The sequence below is a fragment of the Croceibacterium aestuarii genome, from assembly GCF_030657335.1.
GTDB classification, from domain to species: domain Bacteria; phylum Pseudomonadota; class Alphaproteobacteria; order Sphingomonadales; family Sphingomonadaceae; genus Croceibacterium_B; species Croceibacterium_B aestuarii.
On the sequence record NZ_CP131039.1, the window covers coordinates 3,011,703 to 3,037,126 of the forward strand.

A 25,424-nucleotide genomic window follows, 5' to 3' on the forward strand; every position below is an offset into this window, starting at 1 on the left:
GCTCGCGCGGCGTTGGGACCGCGTGGCCCGAGGGGCGAACTAGGCCCGCGCGGGATTGAGTCAAGCGCCAATGAAGTTGCAGCGGATACCGGTCGGGCGAAACGTTGCGGATACGGGTTGGACGAACAGAAAATTAGGAGAAAATTAACCAAACCTTCGGCAAACTCGAGCGCATGGCGCGCACCGCTCTCACGCTCGTTTCGCTGCTGGCCCTCGCGGGCTGCTCGGTCCTGCCCGAGGGGGGCGAGCGTGGAGCGGGCAACTCGGCACGGCAGGTCGCCAGCGCTGCGCCGCGCATTTCCAACGCCCCGCCCGTGCGCCAGTGCCTTTCCGAGCTCGGCCTGACGCGCGCCAGCTTCACGCCCTTGCCCGACCGCTATTTTGGAGGGGGCTGCAGCACCGTCGGCACGGTGCAGCTCGCCAGCCTGCGTTCCGATCAGGACCAGATCGCGCTGGCCAACATCGGCCCCGTAACCTGCAACGTGGCCGAAACCTTCGCCGGCTGGGCGCGCTACGGCGTGGACCGCGCCGCGCGACAGCTGCTCGGCAGACCGGTCCGCGCGATCGAGACATTCGGCAGCTATTCGTGCCGCAACGTTGCCGGCAGCGGCAGACTTTCGGCCCATGCCACCGCAGACGCGATCGACGTTGCCGCGTTCGTTCTCGAGGATGGACGCCGCATCAGCGTGAAGCAGGGTTGGAACGGTGGTTCAAGCGCGGAGCGGCAATTCCTGCGCGTGGTTCACGAAAGCGCCTGCAAGCGCTTCGGCACCGTTCTGGGCCCCGCGTACAATGCCGCGCACCAGGATCACTTCCATCTCGAGAAAGTGGTCGAGGGGAGCGCGTTCTGCCGCTGAGCACCGTTCAGACCGGACGCGAGCGTCGCGCGGGATGAGTGGTTTCGCCCCTGTCCCGTTCGCCGAGAGCATCGAGCCACGTTTCCTGCTCGACGAGGTCGGGCACGGAAATCACATGATCGAGCCGCGCCTCGAGCCACAACCGGACGGCTTCGGCGGCGTGGTTGGCTCCCAGCTTGGTCATCATGTTGGAGCGGTGAATTTCCACCGTGCGCGGGCTTATTTCGAGCTCGCGCGCAATCTGCTTGTTGGAGCTGCCTTCCGCCAACCATTCGAGCACCTCGCGCTCGCGCCGGCTCAATGTAGCGATTTTCTCTCGGGCATAGGTGAGCCGCTGCCGTGCCGCGCTGTGCGCCCTCGCCTCGCGCATGACGGTGGTCAGCGATTGGGCCAGGCGATTGGCTTCGAGCGGCAACTGCAAATAGTCGAGCGCGCCGTGCTTGAGCGCCGAGACGACGCGTTCGAGCAGCAGTTCCGACGCGCAGACGATGACCGGCAGCCAGATGCCGCTGTCGCCCAATCGGTCGAGCAGGTCGGCAAGCGTTTCGTCGACCGAACGCTGGCGAAGGAGCAGCACCCCGCGCTGCGGCGGCCGCGCCAAGAGTTCGTCGAGATCGTCGTAAACCTCGGCATGGTGCCCGAGCGCGAAGGCAGTGCGCGCCTGTTCGGCGCGCGAGCGCATGTCGCCGTCGACGATGTGAAGGGTAATACGCGTTTCCATGGAAACGGGCATGCTCAGCCCCTCACCAAGTGTAACGCACGCAAGCCTCGGAAACGGAGGCTTAGTGGGGGCGCGCTGTGCGGTTTATGGACTTGAGAAGGTCGCAAAATTACCTCCAGAGTGGAGGCAATATCAGTAGAAGCCCTAACCGCCGATTACCCTACAGGTTTCACACCTAGGTGCGTCTACCTAAATCAGGCCGATTCCGCCTCGGTTTTCTCGAAATGATAGTTCGGCAGTGAATGGAATGCAGTACGCAAAGCGTCGCTCCAGCCGCTCGAGACCGATTGGAAGTATTCGTCGGTCGCCTCGATGCGCTGTTCGTGCGCGGGTTCGTAGATGTCGCGTTCGATTACCATCATGTCGAGCGGCAGGCCGACCGAAAGATTCGCCTTGAGGGTCGAATCGAAGCTGACCATCAGCAACTTCACCGCATCCTCGAAACTCATATTGCGATCGTAGCCGCGGATCAGGATGGGGCGCCCGTACTTGGTCTCGCCGATCTGGAAGAACGGCGTGTCGAAACTGGCCTCGATGAAGTTCCCTTCGGGATAGATCATGAACAGCCGCGGCTCCATGCCCTTGATCTGCCCCGCGACGATCAGCGACGCCGTGAAGCGGCCCTTGCCCTGTTCGCCGTTTTCGGCCTGGGTATCCTGCACCGTCTCGCGCAGCAGCTTGCCGGTCTCTACGGCGACCTGGAACATGGTCGGAAGTTCCAACAGCGAGTTCGAACGCTCATCCGGCGCCTTGCTGCGTTCCTCCAGCCGGCTGATGACCGCCTGCGTGGTGGCCAGGTTGCCCGCCGTCATCACCGAGATGATGCGCTCGCCCGGCACCGACCAGTGGAACATCTTGCGAAACACGGAAATGTTGTCGACGCCCGAATTGGTCCGGGTGTCGCTCATCAGCACGATCCCGTGATCGAGGACCATTCCCACGCAATACGTCACGAATCTACACCTCGCCCAACGTCAAAGACGGCTACTGTTCCTGCACCTGCTGCTCCACGGCAAGGTCCACATGCAGGTTTTCCGTAGCGGCGCCGTAGCTAATGCCGGTAATCGGCGCCGCGTCGCGATAATCGCGTCCCGTGGCGACACGGACGTAGCGCGGGTCGGGACTGATGCCGTTGGAGATGTCGAAGCCAACCCAGCCGAGGTTCTGCACGAAAGCTTCCGCCCACGCATGCGTTGCCTCTTGCTCGATCCGGTCGTCCATCATCAGATATCCGCTGACGTAGCGCGCCGGGATTTCCAGCGCCCGCGCCGCGGCGATGAAGATGTGGGCGTGATCCTGGCATACCCCACAACCGAGCGCGATGGCCTCTTCGCCGGTGGTGTCGATGTTGGTCGTGCCGGTCTTGTATTCGACCCTGTCACGGATCGTGGTGGACAGGTTGTGCAGCGTTTCGACCATACCCCCTTCGCTGCGCTCGACTTCGGCGATGAGCTCGCGCACGCCGGTTCCGGCCTTGGTCAACGGGGTTTCCGCGAGAAACGCCCATAGCGGCAGGTGCCCGGCATGGTGCCCGATGACACCGGCGCTGTCCTCCGTGTCGACGGTGCCGCGGCACGTGACGACAACCTCCGACACGTCCTCGTCCGCCGCCACCAGAGTGACGTGATTGAAGTTCTGGTCGTCGTAGTGGAGCTGCTCGTGCGCGCCTTCGTATTCCATGGTCCAGTCGACAATTCGTTGACCTTGGGTCTCCTTCGGCGTCAGCCGCAAGCGCTGCAGACCATGCACGATCGGTCCTTCGTAGCGATAGCGGGTGGTGTGACGGATCGCGAGACGCATGGCTGGGCTCAGTCTATGAAACGGAAGTCTTGCCCGATCTTTTCGGCGATCAGGCGGTTGGTGGAAATGAACTCGAGCAGGAACTGGTGCAGGCCCTGATCGAAGATATCGTCGATGGAACGCTGGCTCAGCGTCTGGTCGGCATCGCGGATCAGCACGTTGGCCTCCCCCTCCCCGCCGTGGAGCAGGGCCAACGAGGCGAGATTTTCGCGTAGCTGGTCGAAGCAGAATGCCAGGCTGCGCGGGAAACGTTCGTCGAGAATGACGAAGTTGGTGATCGAGCGCGCATCCATCCGCCCGGCGTTGAGCCAGCGATAGGCTCGCTCGCCCGAGAGGGCGCGCAACACATGTTCCCACTGGCCGGTATCGAGCGCCGTGCCGACATAGGAAATCGACGGCAGCAGGACGTAGTATTTCATGTCGAGGATGCGCGCGGTGTTGTCGCCGCGCTCGACGAACGTACCGAGCCGGGCGAAGCTGTAGACCTCGTCGCGGATCATCGAACCATGGGTGGCGCCGCGCGCCAGGGTCGATTCGCGGCGGATCGCCGCCAGCGCCGTGCCGAGGTTGCTCTCGCGCACCGGGCGGGCGAGCAAGTCATGCAGCGTCATCCACCCTTCGTTGACCGCTTCCCAGACTTCTCCGGTGATCGCCGACCGGCACAACCGGGCGTTGGTTCGCGCGGTTTCGAACATCCACATCACGCTCTCGGCATTGCCCTTGCCCCGCAGCACGAAGTCGCAGACATGCGCGGCGCTGTAGTCCGGGAACACCGCCTGGTAAGCCGGGCGGAAGCCGAGCGTGGCGATGACCGACTTCCATTCTTCGCTCGCCGCGTCGCCGCCGCGGGTCATCGATATCCGGTGAGCAGCTTCGAGCAGGCGGGCGGTATTTTCGGCGCGCTCGAGATAGCGGAACATCCAGAAGATGTTGTTGGCTGTGCGGCCTAGCATGCGCGCCCGTCCGCCATCAGTCCGACAGCACCCAACTGTCCTTGGTCCCACCGCCCTGGCTCGAATTGACCACCAGCGAACCCTTCTTGAGCGCGACGCGGGTCAGCCCGCCGGGCGTGATGTCGACGCCTTCGGGCGAAACCAGCACGAACGGCCGCAAGTCAACGTGGCGCGGAGCAAGACCGGCCTTGGTGTAGACCGGACACGTCGACAGCGAGAGAGTCGGCTGGGCGATGTAATTGTGCGGTTTGGCCTGCAGCTTATGCCGGAAGGCGGCGATTTCCTTCTTGCTGGCGGTCGGGCCGATCAGCATGCCGTAGCCCCCCGATCCGTGAACCTCCTTGACCACCAGATCGGGGAGATTCTCCAGCACGTACTTGAGGCTGTCGGGGTCGGCGCAGCGCCAGGTTTCGACATTGGGCAGCAGCGGCGCCTCGCCGGTGTAGAATTGAACGATGTCGGGCATGAAGGCATAGATCGCCTTGTCGTCGCAAATTCCGGTGCCCGGTGCGTTGGCGATGGTGATGCCGCCGGCGCGGTAGACGTCGAAGATGCCGGGGACGCCGAGCACGCTGTCGGGATTGAAGGTCAGCGGGTCGAGGTAGTCGTCGTCGACCCGGCGGTAGAGCACGTCAATCGGCTGGAAGCCGCTGGTCGTGCGCATCTGCACCCGGCCGTCGATCACCCTGAGATCCGTGCCTTCGACCAGTTCGGCGCCCATCTGGTCGGCGAGGAAGGCGTGCTCGAAATAGGCCGAGTTATAGATGCCAGGGGTCAGCACGGCGATCGTCGGGTTTTCGCCGGCGCACTCGGGCGCACAGGCGGCCAGGCTCTTGGCCAGCCGGCGCGGATAGTTCGAGACCGGCTCCACCTGAATCTTCGAAAACAGCTCCGGAAACATCGCCATCATCGTCTCGCGGTTTTCGAGCATGTAGGAGACGCCGCTCGGCGTGCGGGCATTGTCCTCGAGCACCAGGAACTCGTCCGGGCCGGTGCGCACCAGATCGATGCCGACGATGTGGGTGTAGACCCCGCCGGGCGGGGTGAAGCCGACCATCTGCGGCAGCCAGGCCTCGTTGTTGCGAAACAGCCGCTCGGGCAAGCGGCCGGAGCGGATGATCTCCTGGCGGTGATAGAGGTCGTGCATGAAGGCGTTGAGCGCCCGCACCCGTTGCTCGATCCCGCGACTCAGGCGGCGCCATTCCCCCGCGGTAATGATCCGCGGGACCATGTCGAACGGGATCAGGCGTTCTTCGGCATCGTTCTCGCCATAGACGTTGAAGGTGATGCCGGTGCGGCGAAAAAAGCTCTCGGCTTCGAAACCCTTGCGGCGCATCCAGCCCTTTTCCTGGGCGTCGAGCCACTCGCAATATTCGGCATATGCCGGGCGGACGCCACCGTCCTCCGCACGCATTTCATCGAATTTGGGCCCGTCCGGTCCGCTCATGATTCCCTTGTTGCAATGCAGCATGGCACTGTCCGGGCCTGCCGCCAAGACCTAACACCAAACGGACTCAGGCGTCGTCGAGTTCCCTGAGGACGGCGCGAATGCAGTCGGGGGAATTGGGAAAGCCGACATGGTTGCAGCGGATAGCGATCGCGCGGTCGCGCTCGCCGGGCTTACCGCACGATGCACGGGGGCTGACGATCCCGTCGCGGGGACTCCAGATCGCGACCGTTTCGACTGGCGGCTTGACCGAAAGCTCGGCCTCGACCGGCGGCTGGTCCACCGCGTGGCCGGTGATCAGGTGATAGATGCGCCAGGCGTTGTTGTCGTAAGGCGATCCGGAGAACGGCGATCCCATGGTGATGATCTTGGCGATAGCATCCGGATGGCGCTTGGCGAGTTCGCGGGCGAATACCCCGCCGAGACTCCACCCGACCAGAACCACCGGCTGACCGTAGCGATCGCGGACGGAGAGAACGCGCTCCGCAAGCGCCTCGAACACCTCGGGTGAAACTCCGAGGTTGAAGCCCAGTCCCCAGCGTTTGACCGTGTGTCCGGCGCGCTCGAGCTGGCGTGCCATGTAGCGCATGCGCACCGGGTGGGTGCCGAACCCGGGCAGCAGGATGACCACCCGCTTGTGCGTGGCCGGAGCGACGTCGATCGGAGGCTGGAAGGCCCGCCGCACCGGTTCGGCCAGCTCGGCGATTTCCCCGAACAGGCGCTTGAGCGCGGGGCTGCGCGCGTCTTCGGGCGCCTCGCGGCCGAGCAACTCCACACGCCGCTCGATCATGTCGCGCAGCGTCGGTCCGGAAAGCTCGCCGGCACGCCGCGCGCGGTCCTCGTTGAAGTCGTCACGCGTCATCGGCCAGCTCCGGGCCCCTCGCCGCTACGCCTTGCAGTCGCCAACCCGCTTGGTGTCGACGCGCATTTTCATGTGAATTCCCTCGCCCTCGATCTGGGGCATCATCTGGGTCGATTCCATCGTCATCGTCGAGCTGTCGCCGTCCATGGTCCCCTGGACCTTGATGTGGCTCGATATGCCACCTGCCATCTCGCAGCGCATTGCCGCATCGACACTGCTCGCCGAGGCGTCGTAGCGCTCCACCGAGCAGTTCCCGTCCTGCAGGTGCTTGAGCATTTCCCCGCGTCCCTGCTTCGCTTCGTCGGGCGTCAGGCAATAGGTATGGGGCTTGTCCAGGTTGGCGGCCATCGATTCCCTGAGCCGGTCTTCCATGCCTGCAGGCATTCCGGCCATTTGCGGCATGGTGAAGTCGAGGATCGTGGTTTTCGCCTCGTAGAGACCGGGCCGCAGTTGCGGGCCGTCGGCGGCTCTTGCGGCGACGGTCTCTTTGCCGGCCGGGGCTCCTTTCTCGCCCCCATCGCCGCCTTGCGAACAGGCGCAGAGGGCCAGGCTCAGGATAACGGCGGTGTGGGTCGATCGACGCATGCTGGAACTCCCTGTCGGCGAGGCGATGCCGCAGTCTATCACCGCCGCAATGGGCCTGCCAGCGTCGTCACTTTCCGTCCGGCGGACAGTCGCCGGTGCGCTGGTTGGCGATGGCGATGGTCATCCGCGCCTCTCCGCCAGGTATGGCGTCGCTCATCTGCTCGATCTCGAGCTTGATCCGAGAGCTCTGCGGGTCGGCCGTGCCGGTCATCGTCACCAGCGAACTGCCGCCGGCCTTCATCGTGCAGCGCATCTGCGCATCGAGCGCTTCACGCCGCGCCGCGAAGCGCTCGATCGTGCAGTCGCCGTCCTGCATCGACTTCAACATTTCGCGAAAACCGCCCTTGGCATCGGCGGGGGTGAGGCAGAATTCGCGCACCTGCGGGCTGAGGCCGGCGAGCCGCTCGCGGACGATGCGTGCATCCTCGGCGTCGGCGTTGGGCAGCGCGTACCCCTCGAACGTGGTGGTGCTGCGATAGAGCCCGGGCAGCGGCTCCGCCAGCTTGCCCGCCTCCTCCAATACCGCATGATCGTCGGGCGCTTTCGCCTCGCACCCGGCGAGGGTCGCGAGAACCAGCGCCGCGATCAGGCGCTGCATTCGCCCACCCGGCGAGCATCGGTGCGCCATTTCATCCGCGCGCCCTCGCCCGGCATTCCGGGGATCGACTGGACGGTCTCGAGCGTCATAGACGAGGTTCCACGCGCACTCGTGCCCTCGACCTTGACGGTGCCATTCAGACCGCCCTTGCCCTTGCAGTTCATCTCGCCCTTGATGCCGGTGCCGGTCGCATCGAGCGAGGTGATCGAGCAATCGCTCTCGGCCATCTGGCGGAGCATGGCCTCGCGCCCGTTCTTGGCCTGTTCGGGGGTGATGCAGAAGCTGGTCGGCTTCTCGAGCTCGTCGGCGAACGTCGAGCGCAGCGTGTTGACCTGCGCCTCGGGCAAGCCGGAAATCTCGAACTCGAGCAGCGTGGTACGTCCTTCGTACTGGCCGGCTTCGATGGCCGGCGCCTTGTCCATCTGCTCGGCAACCGCGCCGGTATCCATCGCTTCGCCGGAATCGGCATCGTCGCCGCCCGAACAGCCCGCCAGTCCCAGCAGGAATACGGCGACAATGGGAAACGTGCGGCGCATGGCGAACTCCTGTCGTAGCGGTCGTGGTGGCGGACCCTAACAAGCGCATTCGCCGCTGCCAACGCATTGCACCGGGCCGTCCACTGCACCATATCGGCGGGCATGGCCGAACTGGTAATTCGAAGGGGGCTCGAAGAGCCCGACACGTCGGGGACGTTCACGCCGCACAAGCCCGAGCGGCCGGAAAAGACGATGCCGGGGCGGCGCTTCGAGATCGTTTCGGACTACGAGCCGAGCGGAGACCAGCCGGCCGCGATCAAGGAGCTAGTTGCCTCGGCGCAGGATGGCGAGCAGACTCAGGTCCTGCTCGGCGTGACTGGCTCGGGCAAGACTTTCACCATGGCCAAGGTGATCGAGCAGCTGCAGCGCCCGGCCCTCGTCCTCGCCCCCAACAAGATTCTCGCCGCGCAGCTCTACGGAGAGTTCAAGAGCTTCTTCCCGAACAACGCGGTCGAGTATTTCGTCAGCTACTACGATTACTACCAGCCCGAGGCCTACGTGCCGCGGTCGGACACCTACATCGAGAAGGAAAGCTCGGTGAACGAGGCGATCGACCGCATGCGCCACTCGGCCACCCGCGCGCTGCTCGAACGCGACGACGTGATCATCGTCGCCTCGGTCTCGTGCCTCTACGGCATCGGCTCGGTCGAGACTTATTCGGCGATGATCTTCGACATCAAGAAGGGTGAAACGGTCGACCAGCGCGAGATCATCCGCAAGCTCGTCGCCCTCCAGTACAAGCGCAACGACGCCGCCTTCCAGCGCGGCTGCTTCCGGGTGCGCGGCGACAGCCTGGAGATCTTCCCCAGCCACTACGAGGACATGGCCTGGCGGGTCAGTTTCTTCGGCGACGAGATCGAGGAGATCAGCGAGTTCGACCCGCTGACCGGCACCAAGGGCGCGAGCCTGGACAAGGTCCGCGTCTATGCCAACAGCCACTACGTCACCCCCGGCCCGACGATGAAGCAGGCGATGGAGGCGATCCAGTTCGAGCTGACCGAACGGCTCAAGGAATTGCATGCCGAGGGCCGGCTGCTCGAAGCCCAGCGGCTCGAACAGCGCACCAACTTCGATCTCGAGATGATCGCCGCCACCGGAAGCTGCGCGGGAATCGAAAACTATTCACGCTTCCTCACCGGCCGCCTCCCCGGCGAGCCGCCGCCCACCTTGTTCGAATACCTTCCCGAAAACGCCCTGCTGTTCGTCGACGAGAGCCACCAGACCGTGCCCCAGATCGGCGCGATGTCGAAGGGCGACCACCGCCGCAAGATCACCCTGGCCGAATACGGCTTCCGCCTGCCGAGCTGCATCGACAACCGTCCGCTTCGCTTCAACGAGTGGGATGCGATGCGCCCGCAGACCTTCGCCGTTTCCGCCACGCCGGGTTCGTGGGAGCTGGAGCAGACCGGCGGCGTGTTTGCCGAACAGGTCATCCGCCCCACCGGCCTGATCGACCCGCCGGTCGAAATGCGCCCGGTCGAGGATCAGGTGCAGGACTGCATCGAGGAATGCCGCAAGACCGCGCAGAAGGGCTATCGCACGCTCGTCACCACGCTGACCAAGCGCATGGCCGAGGATCTCACCGAGTTCATGCACGAGGCCGGACTGCGGGTCCGCTACATGCACTCGGACGTCGAGACGCTCGAGCGCATCGAACTGATCCGCGACCTCCGGCTCGGGGTCTACGACGTGCTCGTCGGCATCAACCTGCTGCGCGAAGGGCTCGACATTCCCGAATGCGGCCTCGTCTGCATCCTCGACGCCGACAAGGAGGGCTTCCTGCGCTCCGAGACCAGCCTCATCCAGACCATCGGCCGCGCCGCCCGCAACGTCGAGAGCAAGGTCATCCTCTACGCCGACCGGATCACCGGCAGCATGGAGCGGGCGATGGCCGAAACCGAGCGGCGGCGCGAGAAGCAGCAGGCCTACAACGAGGAGCACGGCATCACCCCGACGACGATCATCCGCGGCATCCAGGACATCGTCGCCCACACCGCCAGCCGCGACGGGGTGCTGGTCGATACCGGCGACGACGAGCGCAACAACCTCGTCGGCCACAACCTGCGCTCGTACATCGAAGACCTCGAAAAACGCATGCGCGCCGCCGCCGCCGACCTCGAGTTCGAGGAAGCCGGCAGGCTGCGCGACGAGATCAGGCGGCTCGAGAACGACGAACTCGGCATCCCCGACGGCGAGAAGAAGGCGCCGCAGGTCGGGCGATCGAACGAGGGCAAGCCGGGAACGCGCAAGACGCGCTATGGCAAGACACAGCGCAAGTGGGGGCGATAGGCTTCGTCGGCACTACCGAGAAGAAATCAATCGCCACCGGCGGGATATCCCCCCGTCATGCTGAACTTGTTTCAGCATCCATTGCGCGTCCAGAACCGGCATCGCCCGACCCTGAAACAAATTCAGGGTGACGCTGGTCTTGCAAAAGCACCATCGGACCGATCAGCCCGCGACTGCTTCCTGCCGGTGAAATCTTACGCAATTCGGCGGGTGTAGATTGCAATCGGCCGACGCCGCAGCCAGATGGGCGGCGATGCGTCGCGCGCTTGTCCTCGCCTGCCTTCCCTTCGCCCTGTCCGCCTGCGACAGGCCGCAGGCGCCGGTGGACGCGCAGCGGATCTCGCTCGACGATGCGCGCGGAGAGATCGAGCAGCCGCTGCCCTCGCCCGATACCGAAAACGCGAAATGGACCGTGGCGAAGAACGGCCAGTCGATCGATTTCGGCAACGAGGGCGAGAAGCCCTTCCTCACCCTGTCGTGCAAGCTCCGCGACGCGCCGCCGACCATCCACATCGTTCGCCATGTGACCACCCGGCCAGGCGAGAAGGCGCTGTTTCCGGTCATCGGCAACGGCATGGTCTCGCGCTTCAAGGTCGATGCCACGCTGGCCGACGGCGAATGGCGCTGGGAGGGCGCGGTGCCGGCCGAGGACGGCTCGCTCGAGGTGTTCACCGGGCGGCGCGAACTCGAAGCAACGCTGCCCGGCGCGGGCAGCATGAAAATCGCCGGCAGCGCGATCCCCGGCGAATTCATCGACTGGTGCCGCAAGGGCGGCGCGGTGGCGAAGGCGGTCGAGAAGGAAGGGGCGGCGGACGAAGCCGCCGATGCGGCGAGGGGCCCCGCTAACTAGCCGAGGCGAGCGCGACCAGCGTGTCGGGCGTCAGGACTTGCGGCAGTTGCTGCGCCTCGCCGCCCGCGGGATACCAAAGATAAAGCGGCACGCCGGCCGCGCCGTGGGCGGTGAGGAAGCGGGTGATTTCCGGATCGCGCCGGGTCCAATCGCCGACCAGCGGCACGACCCCTGCCTTGTCAAAGGCAGCTTTGGTCGCCTCGCGCTCGATCGACACGCCTTCGTTGACCTTGCAGGTCAGGCACCAGTCGGCGGTGAACCACACGAACACCGGCTTGCCCGATGCGCGGGCCTCGGCCAGCGCGGCCTCGCTGAACGGCTTCGCGGCAATGACCTCGTCGACGCTGTCGGCCAGCGCGGTTTCCGAATACAGCCGTGGCAGGAGGAAGAAGCCCAGCCCCACCGCGAGCACGAAACTGGAGAGGACCGGAACCCAGGCCTTGTGCCCGCTGTGCTGGGACCTGCCTGTCAGCCAAAGCCCGGCAAGCACGATGGCCGCCACCGCAGCTACGCCCAGCGCGAAAACCGTGCCTCCCAGCCTCCAGCACAGCCACAGCAGCGCCAGCGCGGTCAGGCCCATCGGCACAGCCATGACCTTCTTGAAGGTATTCATCCACTTGCCCGGCCTGGGCAGCATCTTCCTCAGCGGCGGCACGAAACCCAGCAGCAGAAACGGCAGCGCCAGCCCAAGACCGAGCGCGGCGAACAATATCAGCCCCTGCCACCACGGCAGCAGCAGCGCCGCGCCCATCGCCGCGGCCATGAACGGGCCGGTGCACGGGGTGGCGACGAACGAAGCGAGCAGGCCGGTGGCAAAGGCACTCGACCTGCCGCCGCTCTGCGTGAACGACAGTGAGGGCAGCTCAAACAGCCCGGCGAGGTTGGCGGTAATCGCGGTTGCCAGCACCAGCAGCGCGACGACCACGCCGGGCTCCTGCAGCTGGAACGCCCAGCCGACCTGCGTGCCGGCCGCGCGCAGCGTCAGCAGCGCCCCGCCCAGCGCCAGCGTGGCGACCAGCACTCCGGCGGTGTACGCCAGCCCTTCGCGCCGCGCCTCGGCCTCGCTCTCGCCGGCCCGGGCCAGGCTCATCGCCTTGAGGCTGAGGATCGGGAAGACGCAGGGCATGACGTTGAGGATCAGCCCGCCGAGCAGCGCCGCGCCGAGCAGCCACCACAGGGAGCCGATCCGACCGCTCGCATCGCCGCCTGCCAGCGCGGTACCGCCGGTCGGCACAGGGCCCGGCGCAGCGGCGAAGCGCACGCCCTGCCCGTCCTCACCGAAGTCGAGGATGCCCGCGAGGGCGGAAGGATCTTCGGCAATCCCCTTGCGCGGGATCTCGGCCACCAGCGTATCGCCGTTGCGGTAAAAGGATTGCGGCGCGGCGTAGTCGATGAGCTGAGTTTGATCGAGGAACACATGCGGTGTGCCCAGCGCCAGCGAGGCGGGCAGCGGGATGGCGATGCGCAGGCTGTCCGGCGTGAGCTCGAATGTCGCCTGCCGGTCGAGCGCGGCGGGGATCGCCGCGCGCCAGGCATCGAACCGTACATCGCGCTGGCTGACCTGCGAGAGGTCGAGCGAGAGTTCCTTCTTCTCGGGCACGCAGATCTGGTCGGTGCAGACCAGCATGTCGGCGGCGAGGCCGAGCGGCGGGGCGGCGGAAACGTCGGCGCCGGCCGGAATGGTTAGCGGGACGAGAACCGCGTAGTCGCTCTCGTAGACGTGGTTCATGAGCCCGCCGATGACGAGCTGCTGCGGCACCGGGTATTCGGGCGTGCCGGCCTGCCAGCCGGCGGGCAGGTCCCACTTGAGGTCCATCCCGTATCCGGCGTCGCCCGGGTTGAGCCAATAACCATGCCAGCCCCGTTCGGGCGTGAAGTGCAACGCCAGCGTTATCGTTTCGCCGGGCCTCGCCGGCTGCTCGGCGAGCAGCTCCGCCTTCATGTGGTTCGACTGCGCCAGCGCCTGGGGGGCACCGAGGAGAGCCACAAGGGTACAGAGGAGGGCCAGAACCGCACCGAGCCGGCGCGGATGGTGCATTCGTCTTGCGTGCATGGTGCGGCAGGCTCTACGGCTCTGCCGCATGAGCGACAAGCGCGATCTCCTGATCCTCGGCGGCGGTCTCGTCGGGATGACCCTGGCCCTCGCGGCGGCGAAGAAGGGACTGTCGAGCCACGTCGTCGACCGTGCCGATCCGGCCGAGCTGACAGCGCAAGGCTTCGACGGCCGGGCCAGCGCCATCTCGACCGCCAGCTGGAACCTGTTCGGCAACATCGGCCTGCGCGAGCGGCTCGAACCGCACGGCTGCCCGATCGCGAAAATCGCCGTGGCCGACGGGATGAAACCCGGGCACATCGACTTCCAGCCCGAACCGCACGAGGGCTCGCTCGGGCGGATGTTCGCCAACCGCGAGCTGCGCCTGGCGCTGTTCGAGGCGGCGAAAGACGAACCGCTGATCGCCTGGCATGCCAAGGCAGAGGTCGTCGGCCGCGACCGGGGCGAACACCGCGTTTCGGCGACCTTGGCGGACGGCAGCGTCCTCGAAGCGAGCCTGATGGTCGCCGCCGAGGGCCGCCAGTCGCCGACCCGCAAGGACGCCGGCATCAGCATGGCGCACTGGGATTACAGGCATCGTGCGATCATCGCCGGGCTGGTCCACGCCAAGCCGCACGACAACGTGGCGTGGGAAATCTTCTACCCGGCCGGGCCGTTCGCGCTGCTGCCGCTGCTCGACGGACCGGGCGGCGAGCACCGCAGCGCTCTCGTCTGGACCGTGGCCGAGAAGGACGCCGCCGGGGTTCTCGCCCTCTCCGACCGCGCCTTCACCGCCGAAGTCGCCAAACGCATGCACGGCATCATGGGCGAGGTCTCGGTCGAAGGACCCCGCTCGTCCTACCCGCTTTCCTTCCAGCACACCGCCAAGATCGTCGACCACCGCCTCGCGCTGGTCGGTGACGCGGCTCACGGCATCCACCCGATCGCCGGCCAGGGGCTCAATCTCGGCCTGCGCGACGTCGGCGCGCTGGTCGAAGTGCTGGCCGAGGGCATGCGGCTCGGGCTCGAGCCGGGCGATGCCCAGCTGCTGGCCCGCTACGAGAAATGGCGCGGGCTCGACAGCTTCACCGTCTCATTGGCGACCGACGGTCTCACCTGGCTGTTCGGAGTCCCCGGCAAGCTGCCCAGCCTGGTTCGTCGTCTCGGGATGGGAGCGGTCCAGCGCACCCCGCTGCTCAAGCGCTGGTTCATGGACGAAGCCCGCGGCATGAGCGGCACGCTGCCCGAGCTGCTGAAAGGCTAGTCCGCCTTGTCGCCGGCCGGGCTGAGCTGCTGGACGGCATTGCCGGCCCCGTCGCGCAGACCGCGCGAATCGAGGATCGCGGTCGTCTCGAGCAGTTCGAGCGCGCGCTGGGCCTTGCCGTAGCGCTCGGCATCCTCGATCCAGCCCGCCGCCAATTCGGCATTGGGCAGGTTGCGCACTTCGGCCACCGCGGCCTCGGGCCGCGCGCTCTCGAGGAACATCCGGGCGCGTTCGAGCCGTTTGCGCGGTTGCGGCGACGGCGTGTCCTCGTGCCGCACCACGAACAGCCCCTTCAACTCGCGGCCGATCCACGAGAACGGATCTCCCTTGACCTCGTCGTTGGTGAGTTCGGAGGAGAGGCCGTCGAGGCGGGCGATAAGCTGGTCGAGCGTGACCGGATCGCGCGAGACGGCGATGATCGTGGCCACGGCATTGGGCCGCGCATCGCCGAAGCGCAGCCGAAGCTGATCGCCGAGGTAGCCGAGCGGCGCACCGCGCTCGATCGCACGGCGCGCGGCGAACGTGATCAGCAGACCCTCGGCGCGCGCCGCGTTGCCGGCCGCCGCCTGCGCCTGAAGATCGAGCTTGGACAGGCGTTGCTCCATCGCCGCAACGCGCGAATCGAGCCCGCCTTGCTGTTCCGCCACGCGGTCGACCTTGGCGACGGCATCGGCGGCATCCTTGGCGGTCGCCTGCTGGGTCTGCGATGTCTCGGCCGGAGTCGGCGTCTCGGTGGCTGGCGGCGACGCCAGCGGCGCCGGTTCCTCGCGCACCACCCGCACAAGATCGCCGGTGCCGACGCCTTGCCACCAGAGCAGCGCAACCACTGCGGCGCCCAGTGCGAATGAGCCGCCGGCAATCCACAGGACCGGTTTCAACGATCCGGCGACCCGCTGGCGGGAAAAGTCACGATACGATTCGTCCATCGTTATCCTTCGCGAACCCGAAGGCGCCTTGCGGCGTCCGTCTCACCCCCGCAACGGCTCATGGCACAGCTCCCGCGCCAAGGCCAGCAAGGCCGGGTCGTTCGGCTCGTCCGCCGCGGAAACCGACGCCCAGCCCGGCCCGGCGGCAGCGGCGATGCGCTCTCCCAGCGCGGCCAGACGGATCGCGCAGCGGGCCAGGCCGAGGCGGTCCACTTCGGCAGCAAAATGCTCTGCGGCCGAGGCGGAATGCAGCAGGACCACCGCTCCCCGTTCGAGCGAGAATGCCAGATCCGGGGAAACGGGCAGCGCCGCGACGCGGTAGGCGATGACGGTGGCCATTGTGACGCCGGCGGGCGGGTCGAGCGGCACGTGGTCTTCGCCGGCGATGCGCAGAAGCCGCAGACGTTGCCCGGCCAATTCGTCGAGAACCGTCTGCAGACCTCCCTTTCCGGTGACTGCGACTCGGAAGCCGCTTTTGCCCGCCGCTTCGGCCGTGCTCGCGCCCACGGCGTAGACCGGCTGGCCCGTCAGCTCGCCCAAGAGCGGCCCCCCCTGGCGGAAGGCGTTCGCGCTGCCGGCAAGGATCCCGTCGAACGCACCGGCGGGCATATGCCACCCCAGCGGCACGATCTCCGACAGCGGATGAGCCTGGGCGCGCAGCCCCATCGCACGCGCCGCCTGAACCGTCGCGCTGCACCCCGGCTCAGGCCTTATGGCGACGACCGGCGTCACGTCCGATCCGCGAACACCGCCCGTATCGCCGGCGCGGCCCGGGCAAGGAGGTCCGCGGCCAGTCGCTCCGGTCCATTCCCGCCCGGCGCGAAGCGCACCTCGCCGCGCACGGTCTCGCGGCCGTCGGGGCTGAACAGGACGGCGGTCATCGCCAGGGCGCCGGTTTCGGCCGAGCAGAGCGCCGCCACCGGGCTGTGGCACGAGCCGCCCAGCGCCGCGAGCAGCGCCCGTTCGGCCTCGATCTCCATCCGGCTCGGACCGTGGTCGATCGCCGCCAACAGGCCGCGCACCCGCGCGTCTGCCGTTCGGCATTCGATGCCGATGGCCGCCTGCGCCGGGGCGGGGAGCCATTCGTCCAGGGCCAGCGGGTGGCCGGTGCCCGCTTGCCCAAGCCGGTCGAGACCGGCCGCGGCAAGGAAGGTCGCATCGACCTCCCCAGCCTGTAGCTTCGCGATTCGAGTGGCGACGTTGCCGCGCAGCGAAACAACCGTGCAGTCCGGGCGGGCGTGGAGCAGCTGCGCGGCCCGGCGAGGGGCGCTGGTGCCGATCGTCGCGCCTTGCGGCAGGGCAGCGATCGTCTCGGCGCCGAGCAGGACATCGCGCTTGTCGGCCCGCGGCAGGACGGCGCCAATGACGAGCTCGGCCGGACGCAGCGTCTCGACGTCCTTCATCGAGTGCACCGCGGCGTCGATGCGGTCTTCGAGGAGCCAGCCATCGAGTTCGCGCGTCCACAGCGCCTTGCCGCCGATGTCCGCCAGCGGGCGGTCCTGCACCTTGTCGCCGCTCGCCACGACGGGGATGAGCTCGACCTCGGACTCGGCCCAGCCATGCGCTGCGCAGAGACGCGCCCGCGTCTCTTGCGCCTGCACCATGGCAAGAGGAGAGCTTCGCGTGCCGAGACGGATTTGCGGGGAACTGGCCATCGGGTTTGCTTGCCCTAATGCCCATTCCGTTGCAGGGGAAGCCGCCATGGCGCTGGTGCTAGGCATCGAAAGCAGTTGCGACGAAACCGCCGCCGCCCTGGTCGACGGGGAGCGGCGCATCCTTGCGCAGCGCATCGCCAGCCAGGAAGAAGCCCACGCGCCCTATGGCGGGGTCGTTCCCGAGATCGCCGCCCGCGCCCATGCCGAGAGACTCGCTCCGCTGATCGAGGGGACGCTGGCCGATGCCCGGCTGACGTTGGCCGATTGCGACGCGATTGCCGCCACGGCCGGACCGGGTTTGATCGGCGGGGTCATCGTCGGCCTGGTCACAGCCAAGGCGCTGGCGATGGCCAGCGACAAGCCGCTGATCGCGATCAACCACCTCGAAGGGCATGCGCTGAGCCCGCGTCTCGCCGACCCCGAGCTCGATTTTCCCTACGCCCTGCTGCTTGTTTCGGGTGGGCACTGCCAGATCCTGCGCGTTTCCGGCGTGGGGCAATACCAGCGCCTCGCCACCACGATCGACGATGCGCTGGGCGAGGCGTTCGACAAGACCGCCAAGATCCTCGGCCTCGGCTACCCCGGAGGGCCCGCCGTCGAGGCTCTTGCCCGCCACGGCGATCCGCAGGCCGTGCCCCTGCCACGCCCGCTCATGCGCAGCAAGGATCCGCACTTCTCGTTCGCCGGGCTCAAGAGCGCGGTTCTGCGCGCCCATGACAGCGGCCAATATTCCCACGCCGACATCGCTGCGAGCTTCCAGCAGGCGGCAATAGAGTGCATTGCCGATCGCTTGACGCGGGCACTCGAGAAAATGGATGAGGTGACGGCGCTGGTCGTGGCCGGCGGCGTGGCGGCCAACCAGCGCGTTCGTGCTTCGCTCGAAGTCCTGGCCGCAGGCCGCGGCCTGCGCTTCGTCGCTCCGCCGCTGGCGCTGTGCACCGACAATGCGGCGATGATCGCCTGGGCCGGGATCGAGCGGCTCGGACAGGCAGGTTTCGTGGCCGACCCGCTCGATACCGTGGCTCGCCCGCGCTGGCCGCTCGACCCCGACGCCGAGCCGGCGCGCGGCGCCGGGGTGAAGGCGTGACAGTCGGCGTTCTCGGAGCGGGCGCCTGGGGCACCGCGCTGGCGCAGATGCTGGCGAGCGACGGCCGCGAGGTGCTGTTGTGGGCGCGCGAGCCCGAACTGGTCGAGGAAATCAACGCCCGCCACAGCAACTCGCTGTTCCTCCCCTCCGCCGACCTCTCCCCCGCGATCACGGCGACGGGGGACCCGGCCGACATGGCGGACTGCGATGTCCTGCTGGTGGTCACGCCCGCGCAGCATCTCGGCGCGGTCATCGCCGCAATGCCGGCTTATCCGCGCGACCTGGTGCTGTGTTCTAAGGGCATCGAAGCCGGCAGCGGACGGCTGATGAACGACGTCGCGCGAGACGCCGCGCCCGGCAGCGCCATCGCCATTCTCTCGGGCCCCACTTTCGCGCACGAAGTCGCCGCCGGACTGCCGACCGCGGTGACGCTCGCCTGTGCCGGGGGTCGCGAGCAGTGGGAACGGCTCAGCCCGGTCGTCGCCCGCCCGGCTTTCCGCCCGTACTACTCCGAAGACGTAATCGGCGCGGAAATAGGCGGCGCGGTCAAGAACGTGCTGGCGATCGCCTGCGGGGTGGTCGACGGCCTCGGCCTCGGGCAGAACGCCCGCGCCGCGCTGATCGCTCGCGGCTATGCCGAGATGCTGCGTTTCGGCGAGGCGCTCGGCGCCGAGCGCGACACGCTGGCGGGCCTGTGCGGTCTCGGCGATCTCGTGCTGACCTGCTCGTCGACCGCGAGCCGCAACTTCTCGCTCGGCAAGGCGCTCGGCGAAGGCCAGTCGCCGGGGGCGCTGATGGCCGATCGGCGAACCGTGGCGGAAGGGGCCTTTACCGCGCCCGTCCTGATCGAGCTGGCCCGGCGCCATAAGGTGGCGATGCCCATCACCGCCGCGGTCGTGCGCCTGCTCGACGGCGCCCCGGCGCAGGACGTGGTCTCGCAGCTGCTCGCCCGCCCCCTCAGGTCCGAAGGCGCCGACGCTTGAACGAGACGGCGACAGGGGGGCCTCCCGGCGGCGGCAGCGATATCGCTGCGCTGGCCAAGGGCGGGCAGCAGAATTTCGTCGGCTTCCTCATGCGGCTCGCCGCCCGCCTGCCGTTCCTGTTCATCGCCGGCCGCCTCTACGGCGCCGATGCGCTCGGCCGCTTCGCCTCGGCCCTGGTGGTGGCCGAGCTGGTCGCGCTCGTTTGCTCGATCGGCGAAAAGCGCGGCCTCGCCCAGCGTCTGTCGGAAAGCGACGAGCCCCAGGCCGGGCTGGTCTACGACAGCATGATCGTCGCCGTGATTCTCGCCTCGCTGGCCGGCGTCCTGCTCTACTACGTTCCTGCGCCGCTGTTTCCGAGCGGCGAATACACTCCGCTCGACAAGCTCATCGTGATCGCCATCCCGGCTTATGCCCTGACGGAAATCGTCCTCGCGGCGCAGGCCTATCGCTACGACATCGCCACCACGGTGCGGGCCCGCGCCGTGGTCGAACCGTGGACCATCTCGATCCTCGCCGGGGTGCTGTGGCTGTTCAAGCCGGTGCGCGAAGCGGGGCTCTCGCTGGCCTACCTCGCATCGATCTATGCCGGCCTCTTCACCGCGCTGTGGACGTTCGTGCGCAGCTACGGCGCGCCGCAAGGCTGGACGCCGGACCTGCGGCGCATTGCCCGGATGACCTGGCGGGCGCTGCCGCTGGCGATGGCCGATGCGATCGAATGGGGGACGCGGCGGATCGACCTGTTCATTCTCGGGCTGTTCGCAGCACCTGCAGCGGTCGGCGTCTACTACGTCGCGCAACAGGTCGCGAGCCTGCCGCAGAAGCTCAAGACCAGCTTCGAGCCCATCCTCGGGCCGGTGATTACCCGCGCGCTCAAGGACAAGGATTATGCGGCCATCGCCCGCCAGGTCTGCCAGGTCGGCTTCTGGATCACGGCCGCGCAGGCCGGAATCGCGCTGGCCCTGGGCATTCCGGGGGAGGCGATCATGGGCCTCGTCGGCCCCAACTTCGTCGGCGGCACCTGGGCGCTCGGCTTCCTGCTCGCCGCCGAAGTCGTCGCGGCGACGGCAGTGGTCTCGGAAGCGGCGCTCATCTACGTCGCGCGGTTCCGCAACCTGCTCGTCAGCGTGGCGATGATCTGCCTGCAGGCGGCGCTCACGGTCGCCGCGATGCTGGCCGCCGATGCCTATGGCCTCTCGGATCTGTGGCGCGCCGCGGGGGCGGCATTGTCCCTCATGCTCGCGCTCGCCGTGTCCTCCATCATCAAGGCGGTGATGCTTTCGCGGATTCTCCAGGACAGGGTCAACAACTGGCGCTGGGCGCTGGTCTGGGCGGCCGCGGCGGCGATCGTGATCGGTCAGGCTGCGGTTCTGCTGCCCGAATGGGCCGAGCTGATCTTCGGCATTCCGGCGATCCTCGGGGTCTATGGCTGGGTCATCTGGCGGCGCGGCTTCGGCCCCGAAGACCGGGTGCTGTTCCGCCGGCAGAAGAAGATCGGAGACGTTCTCTCGACGGCGGCGCCCCCGGCGGGCTAGGTTGACGCCATGCCCGCGACCAGCCACCCGCGTATCGCCGTTCTGATCGGCGCGCTCGCCGTCCTGGGTCTTGCCCTTCTCGCGGCCCGCATCACCGGTCCGCGGATGGTGACCCAGCTCGAAGCAGAAACCAGAACCGCGATCGCCCAGGCCGGCGGACGTCCGGTGGAAGCGAGCTTCATCGCCCCCGACGGCTCGCTCAGCCGCAACCCGCTGCTGAGCGGCGGCGAGGGTCTGAGCGAGGCTGTCCGCGACCGGGTGGCCAAGGCGGTCGCCGCCGTACCGGGCATCGGCGGCATCCGCTGGGCCGACGGCACCGCGCTGGCCGAATCCGCGGACATCGTGCCGACCCAGCTGCATTGCCAGGACGACGTCGAGGCGCTGCTCAATGCCCGCACGATCCGCTTCGAGGAAAGCTCCGCCCGCATCGATGCGGCGAGCCGCGAGCTGGTCGACGAAGTCGCCACCGCGCTGCGCCCCTGTCTGGGCAGCATCATTGCCATCACCGGCCACACCGATTCGTCCGGGCCCGAGCCGGGTAACCTCGCCCTCTCGCGCGAGCGCGCCGAAGCCGTGCGCGACGCGTTGATCGCGCGCGGCATCCCCGCCGATGGCCTGCGCGTGCGCGGGATGGGGTCGCGCCACCCGGTAGAGGGGCTGGCGCCGACCGATCCCGCCAATCGCCGGATCGAATTCTCGGTCATCGCCACGGTGCCGATCAAGCCGACCCCGGTCGACACGCCCGGGCCGAGGTAGGTCTTGCGCCGCACCGGCGAGCGCATAGAAAGCAGCGCACGATTGGAGGACCCATAGTGCCGATCTGGCTCGAATTGCTGATCCTGATGCTGCTCGCCTACGCGATCGGCCTGGGTCTCGGCTGGCTGCTGTGGGGCCGCGAAACGCGAACGACAAGGCATGGCGACAATGGCTGAACTGCTCAAAGAAAACCTACTCTTCATCGTCATCGCGCTGGTGATCGGGCTGGTCGTGGCGTGGTGGATATTCTCCGCCAGCCGCAAGACGACGATCGAGCGCGAGCCTGCGGGCGATGACCGGCTCGCCGCCGGAGCAAAGCGCAATCAGGCGCTGATCGACGCGGCCCCTGCCGCGTCCCCGGCGGCCGAAGTTCCCCCGCCGACTCCCGAGGGACTGGCCGGAATAGGCACCGTCGTCGCCGCCGAAGCGGAGCAGGTCCAGCCCGCCGAGCCGCCCGTCGCCGCGCCCGACGACCTCAAGAAAATCAAGGGTGTGGGGCCGAAAGTGGAGAAATTGCTCCACGGCATGGGCATCACGACGTTTGCCCAGATTGCCGCGTGGGACGATGCCGATGTGGAGCGCGTCGACGCCGCGCTGGGGACCTTCGCGGGTCGGATCGCGCGCGACGACTGGCGCACGCAGGCCCGGTACCTCGCCGCGGGCGATAGCGCCGGATATGAGCAACGGTTCGGCCGACTCTAAGCCACGGTCCAGCTTGACCGGCTCTATTTCGGGAACCGCCGTGACCCAAAGTCATTGAATATTCGATCAAGCGCCCGTGGGGAGAACGCTGGCAACAGAGTATTGGCAAATGCAGAATTGTGAACCACCGACAGTCCTGGTTGTAGAGGACGAATTCATCGTAGCACTCGATTTGAGCGAGACGGTGCGCGACCTCGGCTACGACGTCGATGGCCCTTACGCCCATACCAAGCGCGCGCTCGCGGCGGTCGAAAAGGCCCTCCCCGCGTTCGCCATCCTCGACGTCAACACCGCCGACGGAGAAGTCTATCCTCTGGCCGACAAGCTGAGCAAGGCGGGCGTGCCGATCATCTTTCATTCCGGCCACGTCTCGCCCGAGGAGATCGCCAAGCGGTATCCCTCTGCGACGGCTTGCGCAAAACCGTGCCCGCCGGGCAACCTGGTTACGGTGATCGACGCCGTCGCGACCGGCCGCCAGGCCGCCTGAACTTCCCCGGCCGAGCGCGATTGGCATCGCTCCCTGAGACCGCTAGAGGCGGTTTCAAAGGAGACTACCTGCAATGGCCGACATGGTGCCCTTCGACTGGGCCGATCCGTTCAACCTCGACGACCAGCTGACCGAAGAAGAGCGCATGGTGCGCGACGCCGCCCGCGGCTTCGCGCAGGATACGCTTCAGCCGCGCGTGATTGCGGCCTTTGCCGACGAAGTCGACGCGCCCGAACTGTTCCCGCTGATGGGCGCAGCCGGCTTGCTCGGCGTCACCATTCCGGAAGAGTTCGGCGGCGCTGGCGCAAGCTACGTCGCCTACGGTCTCGTCGCGCGCGAGATCGAGCGGGTCGATTCCGGCTACCGCTCGATGGCCTCGGTGCAGTCGAGCCTCGTGATGTACCCGATCCACGCCTACGGCTCGGACGCTCAGCGCGCAAAGTACCTCCCCGGCCTCGCCAGCGGCAAGCTGATCGGCTGCTTCGGCCTGACCGAGCCCGATGCCGGGTCCGACCCCGCGGGCATGCGCACCGTGGCCAAGCAGGACGGCGACGGATACCGCGTGTCGGGATCGAAGACCTGGATCAGCAACAGCCCTTTCGCCGACGTCTTCGTGGTCTGGGCCAAGTCCGAGGCGCACGGCGGCAAGGTTCGCGGCTTCGTGCTCGAAAAGGGCATGGCCGGGCTTTCCGCGCCGAAGATCGAGGGCAAGCTCAGCCTGCGGGCCTCGACCACCGGCATGATCGTGATGGACGACGTCAAACTCGGCGCCGACGCGCTGCTGCCGGGTGTCGAAGGCATCAAGGGGCCGTTCGGCTGCCTCAACCGGGCCCGCTACGGCATCAGCTGGGGCAGCATGGGCGCGGCCGAGTTCTGCTACGCCGCGGCGCGCCAATACGGCCTCGACCGCAAGCAGTTCGGCAAGCCGCTCGCCGCCACCCAGCTCTTCCAGAAGAAGCTCGCCGACATGGCGACCGAGATTGCGCTCGGCCTGCAAGCCTCCCTGCGCGTCGGGCGGTTGATGGACGAAGGCCGCTTCGCCCCCGAGATGATCAGCGTCGTCAAGCGCAACAACGTCGGCAAGGCGCTCGATATCGCCCGCGCCGCGCGCGACATGCACGGCGGCAACGGTATTTCGGAGGAATACCAGGTCATCCGCCACATGCTGAACCTCGAGACGGTGAACACCTACGAGGGCACGCACGACGTCCATGCGCTGATCCTCGGCCGCGGGATTACCGGCATACCGGCCTTTTGACAGGCGGCTCGCACGCGCCGGGCGGCGCGCCGATCAGGGCTGGTGCGGACTTGACCGCCTCCGCTCGGCATGAGACTGTGTTGCTGGGCTAATACAGCAAGGGGTCGATGGTGTTCCGCCGACGCGAGCGCGAAGCCGATGTCTGTTCGACGCGGGCCGCGGCGGCAGATGCCTGGGCCGCCGCCTTTCACCGGGCGCAGCCAGCGCCCGCGCTGAGCTGTGCCGTCGCCACTCCCGGCGGCGTGGACTGGTCCGCCGCCCTTGGCAGCGCCGACCTCGAGCTCGGCATTGCTGCACGCTCCGAACACAGCTTCCGCATCGGTTCGGTCAGCAAGGTCATAACCGCGACTGCCGCCGCCAGGCTCATCTCGCGCGGCCTGCTCGATCTCGAAACGCCGATATCCTACTGGTGGCCCGACCTGCCGCCACACCACCGCGCGACCACGCTGCTGCACTTGCTGACGCACCGCGGCGGTGTGCGCCATTACCTGCCCAAGGACCTCGATCCCCACCAGCCGGGCGGTCCGATCTTCACCCGCGCGAGGTGGGACAACGCCGCGATCCTCGACGCTTTCATCGGCGACGAGCTCGTGGGCCCGATCGGCAAAGAGGTGAGCTATTCGTCGTGGGGATACACGCTTGCCTCGCTGGTGATCGAGAAGGCGGCGAACCAGCCGTTTCTCGACATCGTCGAAAGCGAGGTCGGCGCCTGTTTCGCCGTGCCCTCGCTCAAGCCCGACCGGCCCGGCTTGGTGGTGCCGGGCCGGGTACGCGGCTATGTTGCGGCGCAGGAGCGGAGCATGCTGCAGGCCCAGTTTCCCGGCGCCGGTTTTGCCGACGCCGAGGGCGACTGGGCCAACGCCCCTGCGCTCAACCCCGCGTTCTGCTGGGCCGGGGCCGGGTTCGTGATGAGCATGCCAGACCTCGCGCGCTTCGGCGCCGCGCTGCTCGATGGCCCGGCCAGCCGCATCACCCCGGCCGAGCGGGCGCTGCTGTTCACCCCGCTGACCGCCGCGAGCGACAAGAGCCCGCCGCTCGGTCTGGGTTGGCGCGTCGACGAAGACGCCGCGGGCCGCCCGCGCTGGCACCACGCCGGCGCCACGCCCGGCGGGCGGGCCTCGCTCGTCGTCTATCCGGAGCAGGGCCTATCGATCGCACTGGCCGGCAATTGCATGACCAGCCCGGGCGACGTGCTCGCCCCGAGCGCGGAACTGGCCGACATTTTCGCCCCCTAGGGGTTCGCC

25 protein-coding genes are annotated in these 25,424 nt (G+C 67.5%); 12 read left to right on the top strand and 13 right to left on the bottom strand.

Going from position 1 to position 25,424, the window contains the following annotated elements; translation table 11 throughout:
* Positions 1 to 173 precede the first annotated feature (173 nt).
* Positions 174 to 857, top strand: coding sequence for an extensin family protein (locus Q7I88_RS14945; protein ID WP_305096700.1), 684 nt, complete (start codon positions 174 to 176; stop codon positions 855 to 857).
* Between the two features lie 7 nt (positions 858 to 864).
* Here Q7I88_RS14945 and Q7I88_RS14950 read toward each other — a convergent pair whose 3' ends face one another.
* From Q7I88_RS14950 to Q7I88_RS14990, 9 genes are all read right to left on the bottom strand, one after another.
* Positions 865 to 1,578, bottom strand: coding sequence for a response regulator transcription factor (locus Q7I88_RS14950; RefSeq protein ID WP_305096701.1), 714 nt, complete (start codon positions 1,576 to 1,578; stop codon positions 865 to 867).
* Between the two features lie 194 nt (positions 1,579 to 1,772).
* Positions 1,773 to 2,531, bottom strand: a complete 759-nt coding sequence (locus Q7I88_RS14955; protein WP_305096702.1) for a proteasome-type protease — start codon at positions 2,529 to 2,531, stop codon at positions 1,773 to 1,775.
* A gap of 31 nt (positions 2,532 to 2,562) precedes the next feature.
* Positions 2,563 to 3,378 (bottom strand): transglutaminase family protein, encoded by an 816-nt coding sequence (locus Q7I88_RS14960; RefSeq protein WP_305096703.1) that lies wholly within the window; start codon positions 3,376 to 3,378, stop codon positions 2,563 to 2,565.
* Between the two features lie 8 nt (positions 3,379 to 3,386).
* A complete protein-coding gene (locus Q7I88_RS14965; protein ID WP_305096704.1) occupies positions 3,387 to 4,331 on the bottom strand; it encodes an alpha-E domain-containing protein in 945 nt (314 codons plus the stop codon).
* Positions 4,332 to 4,347: 16 nt separating this feature from the next.
* Complete coding sequence (locus Q7I88_RS14970; RefSeq protein ID WP_305096705.1) at positions 4,348 to 5,778, bottom strand: circularly permuted type 2 ATP-grasp protein; 1,431 nt, start codon at positions 5,776 to 5,778, stop codon at positions 4,348 to 4,350.
* Between the two features lie 67 nt (positions 5,779 to 5,845).
* Complete coding sequence (locus tag Q7I88_RS14975; protein WP_305096706.1) at positions 5,846 to 6,640, bottom strand: esterase/lipase family protein; 795 nt, start codon at positions 6,638 to 6,640, stop codon at positions 5,846 to 5,848.
* Between the two features lie 24 nt (positions 6,641 to 6,664).
* Positions 6,665 to 7,225 (bottom strand): DUF3617 domain-containing protein, encoded by a 561-nt coding sequence (locus Q7I88_RS14980; protein WP_305096707.1) that lies wholly within the window; start codon positions 7,223 to 7,225, stop codon positions 6,665 to 6,667.
* Between the two features lie 67 nt (positions 7,226 to 7,292).
* Positions 7,293 to 7,823 (bottom strand): DUF3617 domain-containing protein, encoded by a 531-nt coding sequence (locus tag Q7I88_RS14985; RefSeq protein WP_305096708.1) that lies wholly within the window; start codon positions 7,821 to 7,823, stop codon positions 7,293 to 7,295.
* On the bottom strand, positions 7,811 to 8,359 hold the full coding sequence (locus tag Q7I88_RS14990; RefSeq protein ID WP_305096709.1) for a DUF3617 domain-containing protein: 549 nt from the start codon (positions 8,357 to 8,359) through the stop codon (positions 7,811 to 7,813). Before Q7I88_RS14990 ends, Q7I88_RS14985 begins: the two co-directional genes overlap by 13 nt.
* Positions 8,360 to 8,461: 102 nt before the next feature.
* On the opposite strand from Q7I88_RS14990, the gene uvrB reads away from it, so the two are divergent.
* Positions 8,462 to 10,648, top strand: a complete 2,187-nt coding sequence (uvrB, locus tag Q7I88_RS14995) for an excinuclease ABC subunit UvrB (RefSeq protein ID WP_305096710.1) — start codon at positions 8,462 to 8,464, stop codon at positions 10,646 to 10,648.
* 253 nt (positions 10,649 to 10,901) lie between these two features.
* Complete coding sequence (locus Q7I88_RS15000; protein ID WP_305096711.1) at positions 10,902 to 11,498, top strand: hypothetical protein; 597 nt, start codon at positions 10,902 to 10,904, stop codon at positions 11,496 to 11,498.
* Here Q7I88_RS15000 and Q7I88_RS15005 read toward each other — a convergent pair.
* On the bottom strand, positions 11,491 to 13,536 hold the full coding sequence (locus tag Q7I88_RS15005) for a protein-disulfide reductase DsbD family protein (protein WP_305096712.1): 2,046 nt from the start codon (positions 13,534 to 13,536) through the stop codon (positions 11,491 to 11,493). The two genes, Q7I88_RS15000 and Q7I88_RS15005, sit on opposite strands and share 8 nt — an antisense overlap.
* Before the next feature lie 43 nt (positions 13,537 to 13,579).
* Between Q7I88_RS15005 and Q7I88_RS15010 the strand changes: the two genes are divergently transcribed.
* Positions 13,580 to 14,794 (top strand): FAD-dependent monooxygenase, encoded by a 1,215-nt coding sequence (locus Q7I88_RS15010; protein ID WP_305096713.1) that lies wholly within the window; start codon positions 13,580 to 13,582, stop codon positions 14,792 to 14,794.
* Here Q7I88_RS15010 and Q7I88_RS15015 read toward each other — a convergent pair.
* From Q7I88_RS15015 to hemC, 3 genes are read right to left on the bottom strand one after another with little or no spacing between them, the layout of a single operon-like run.
* Positions 14,791 to 15,720 (bottom strand): hypothetical protein, encoded by a 930-nt coding sequence (locus Q7I88_RS15015; RefSeq protein WP_305096714.1) that lies wholly within the window; start codon positions 15,718 to 15,720, stop codon positions 14,791 to 14,793. The two genes, Q7I88_RS15010 and Q7I88_RS15015, sit on opposite strands and share 4 nt — an antisense overlap.
* Before the next feature lie 42 nt (positions 15,721 to 15,762).
* Positions 15,763 to 16,452, bottom strand: coding sequence for a uroporphyrinogen-III synthase (locus tag Q7I88_RS15020; protein WP_439648346.1), 690 nt, complete (start codon positions 16,450 to 16,452; stop codon positions 15,763 to 15,765).
* Positions 16,449 to 17,375, bottom strand: coding sequence for a hydroxymethylbilane synthase (gene hemC, locus Q7I88_RS15025; RefSeq protein ID WP_305096716.1), 927 nt, complete (start codon positions 17,373 to 17,375; stop codon positions 16,449 to 16,451). Before hemC ends, Q7I88_RS15020 begins: the two co-directional genes overlap by 4 nt.
* Before the next feature lie 46 nt (positions 17,376 to 17,421).
* On the opposite strand from hemC, the gene tsaD reads away from it, so the two are divergent.
* The 8 genes from tsaD to Q7I88_RS15065 all read left to right on the top strand — a co-directional run bounded on the left by tsaD (position 17,422) and on the right by Q7I88_RS15065 (position 25,415).
* Entirely contained in the window at positions 17,422 to 18,462 is a 1,041-nt protein-coding gene (gene tsaD, locus Q7I88_RS15030; RefSeq protein WP_305096717.1) for a tRNA (adenosine(37)-N6)-threonylcarbamoyltransferase complex transferase subunit TsaD, read from the top strand.
* Positions 18,459 to 19,445, top strand: a complete 987-nt coding sequence (locus tag Q7I88_RS15035) for an NAD(P)H-dependent glycerol-3-phosphate dehydrogenase (protein WP_439648347.1) — start codon at positions 18,459 to 18,461, stop codon at positions 19,443 to 19,445. The genes tsaD and Q7I88_RS15035 overlap by 4 nt, the downstream gene beginning before the upstream one ends.
* Positions 19,442 to 20,977, top strand: coding sequence for a lipopolysaccharide biosynthesis protein (locus Q7I88_RS15040; RefSeq protein WP_439648348.1), 1,536 nt, complete (start codon positions 19,442 to 19,444; stop codon positions 20,975 to 20,977). Before Q7I88_RS15035 ends, Q7I88_RS15040 begins: the two co-directional genes overlap by 4 nt.
* Positions 20,978 to 20,986: 9 nt before the next feature.
* Positions 20,987 to 21,733, top strand: a complete 747-nt coding sequence (locus tag Q7I88_RS15045) for an OmpA family protein (protein ID WP_305096718.1) — start codon at positions 20,987 to 20,989, stop codon at positions 21,731 to 21,733.
* A gap of 168 nt (positions 21,734 to 21,901) precedes the next feature.
* On the top strand, positions 21,902 to 22,435 hold the full coding sequence (locus Q7I88_RS15050; protein ID WP_305096719.1) for a helix-hairpin-helix domain-containing protein: 534 nt from the start codon (positions 21,902 to 21,904) through the stop codon (positions 22,433 to 22,435).
* 109 nt (positions 22,436 to 22,544) lie between these two features.
* Positions 22,545 to 22,922: a response regulator gene (locus Q7I88_RS15055; RefSeq protein ID WP_305096720.1), complete on the top strand. Its 378-nt coding sequence runs from the start codon at positions 22,545 to 22,547 to the stop codon at positions 22,920 to 22,922.
* A gap of 73 nt (positions 22,923 to 22,995) precedes the next feature.
* Entirely contained in the window at positions 22,996 to 24,180 is a 1,185-nt protein-coding gene (locus Q7I88_RS15060; RefSeq protein WP_305096721.1) for an acyl-CoA dehydrogenase, read from the top strand.
* Positions 24,181 to 24,290: 110 nt separating this feature from the next.
* The gene (locus Q7I88_RS15065; RefSeq protein WP_305096722.1) at positions 24,291 to 25,415 is read left to right on the top strand and encodes a serine hydrolase domain-containing protein; all 1,125 of its coding nucleotides are present in this window, start codon (positions 24,291 to 24,293) and stop codon (positions 25,413 to 25,415) included.
* Positions 25,416 to 25,424 lie beyond the last annotated feature (9 nt).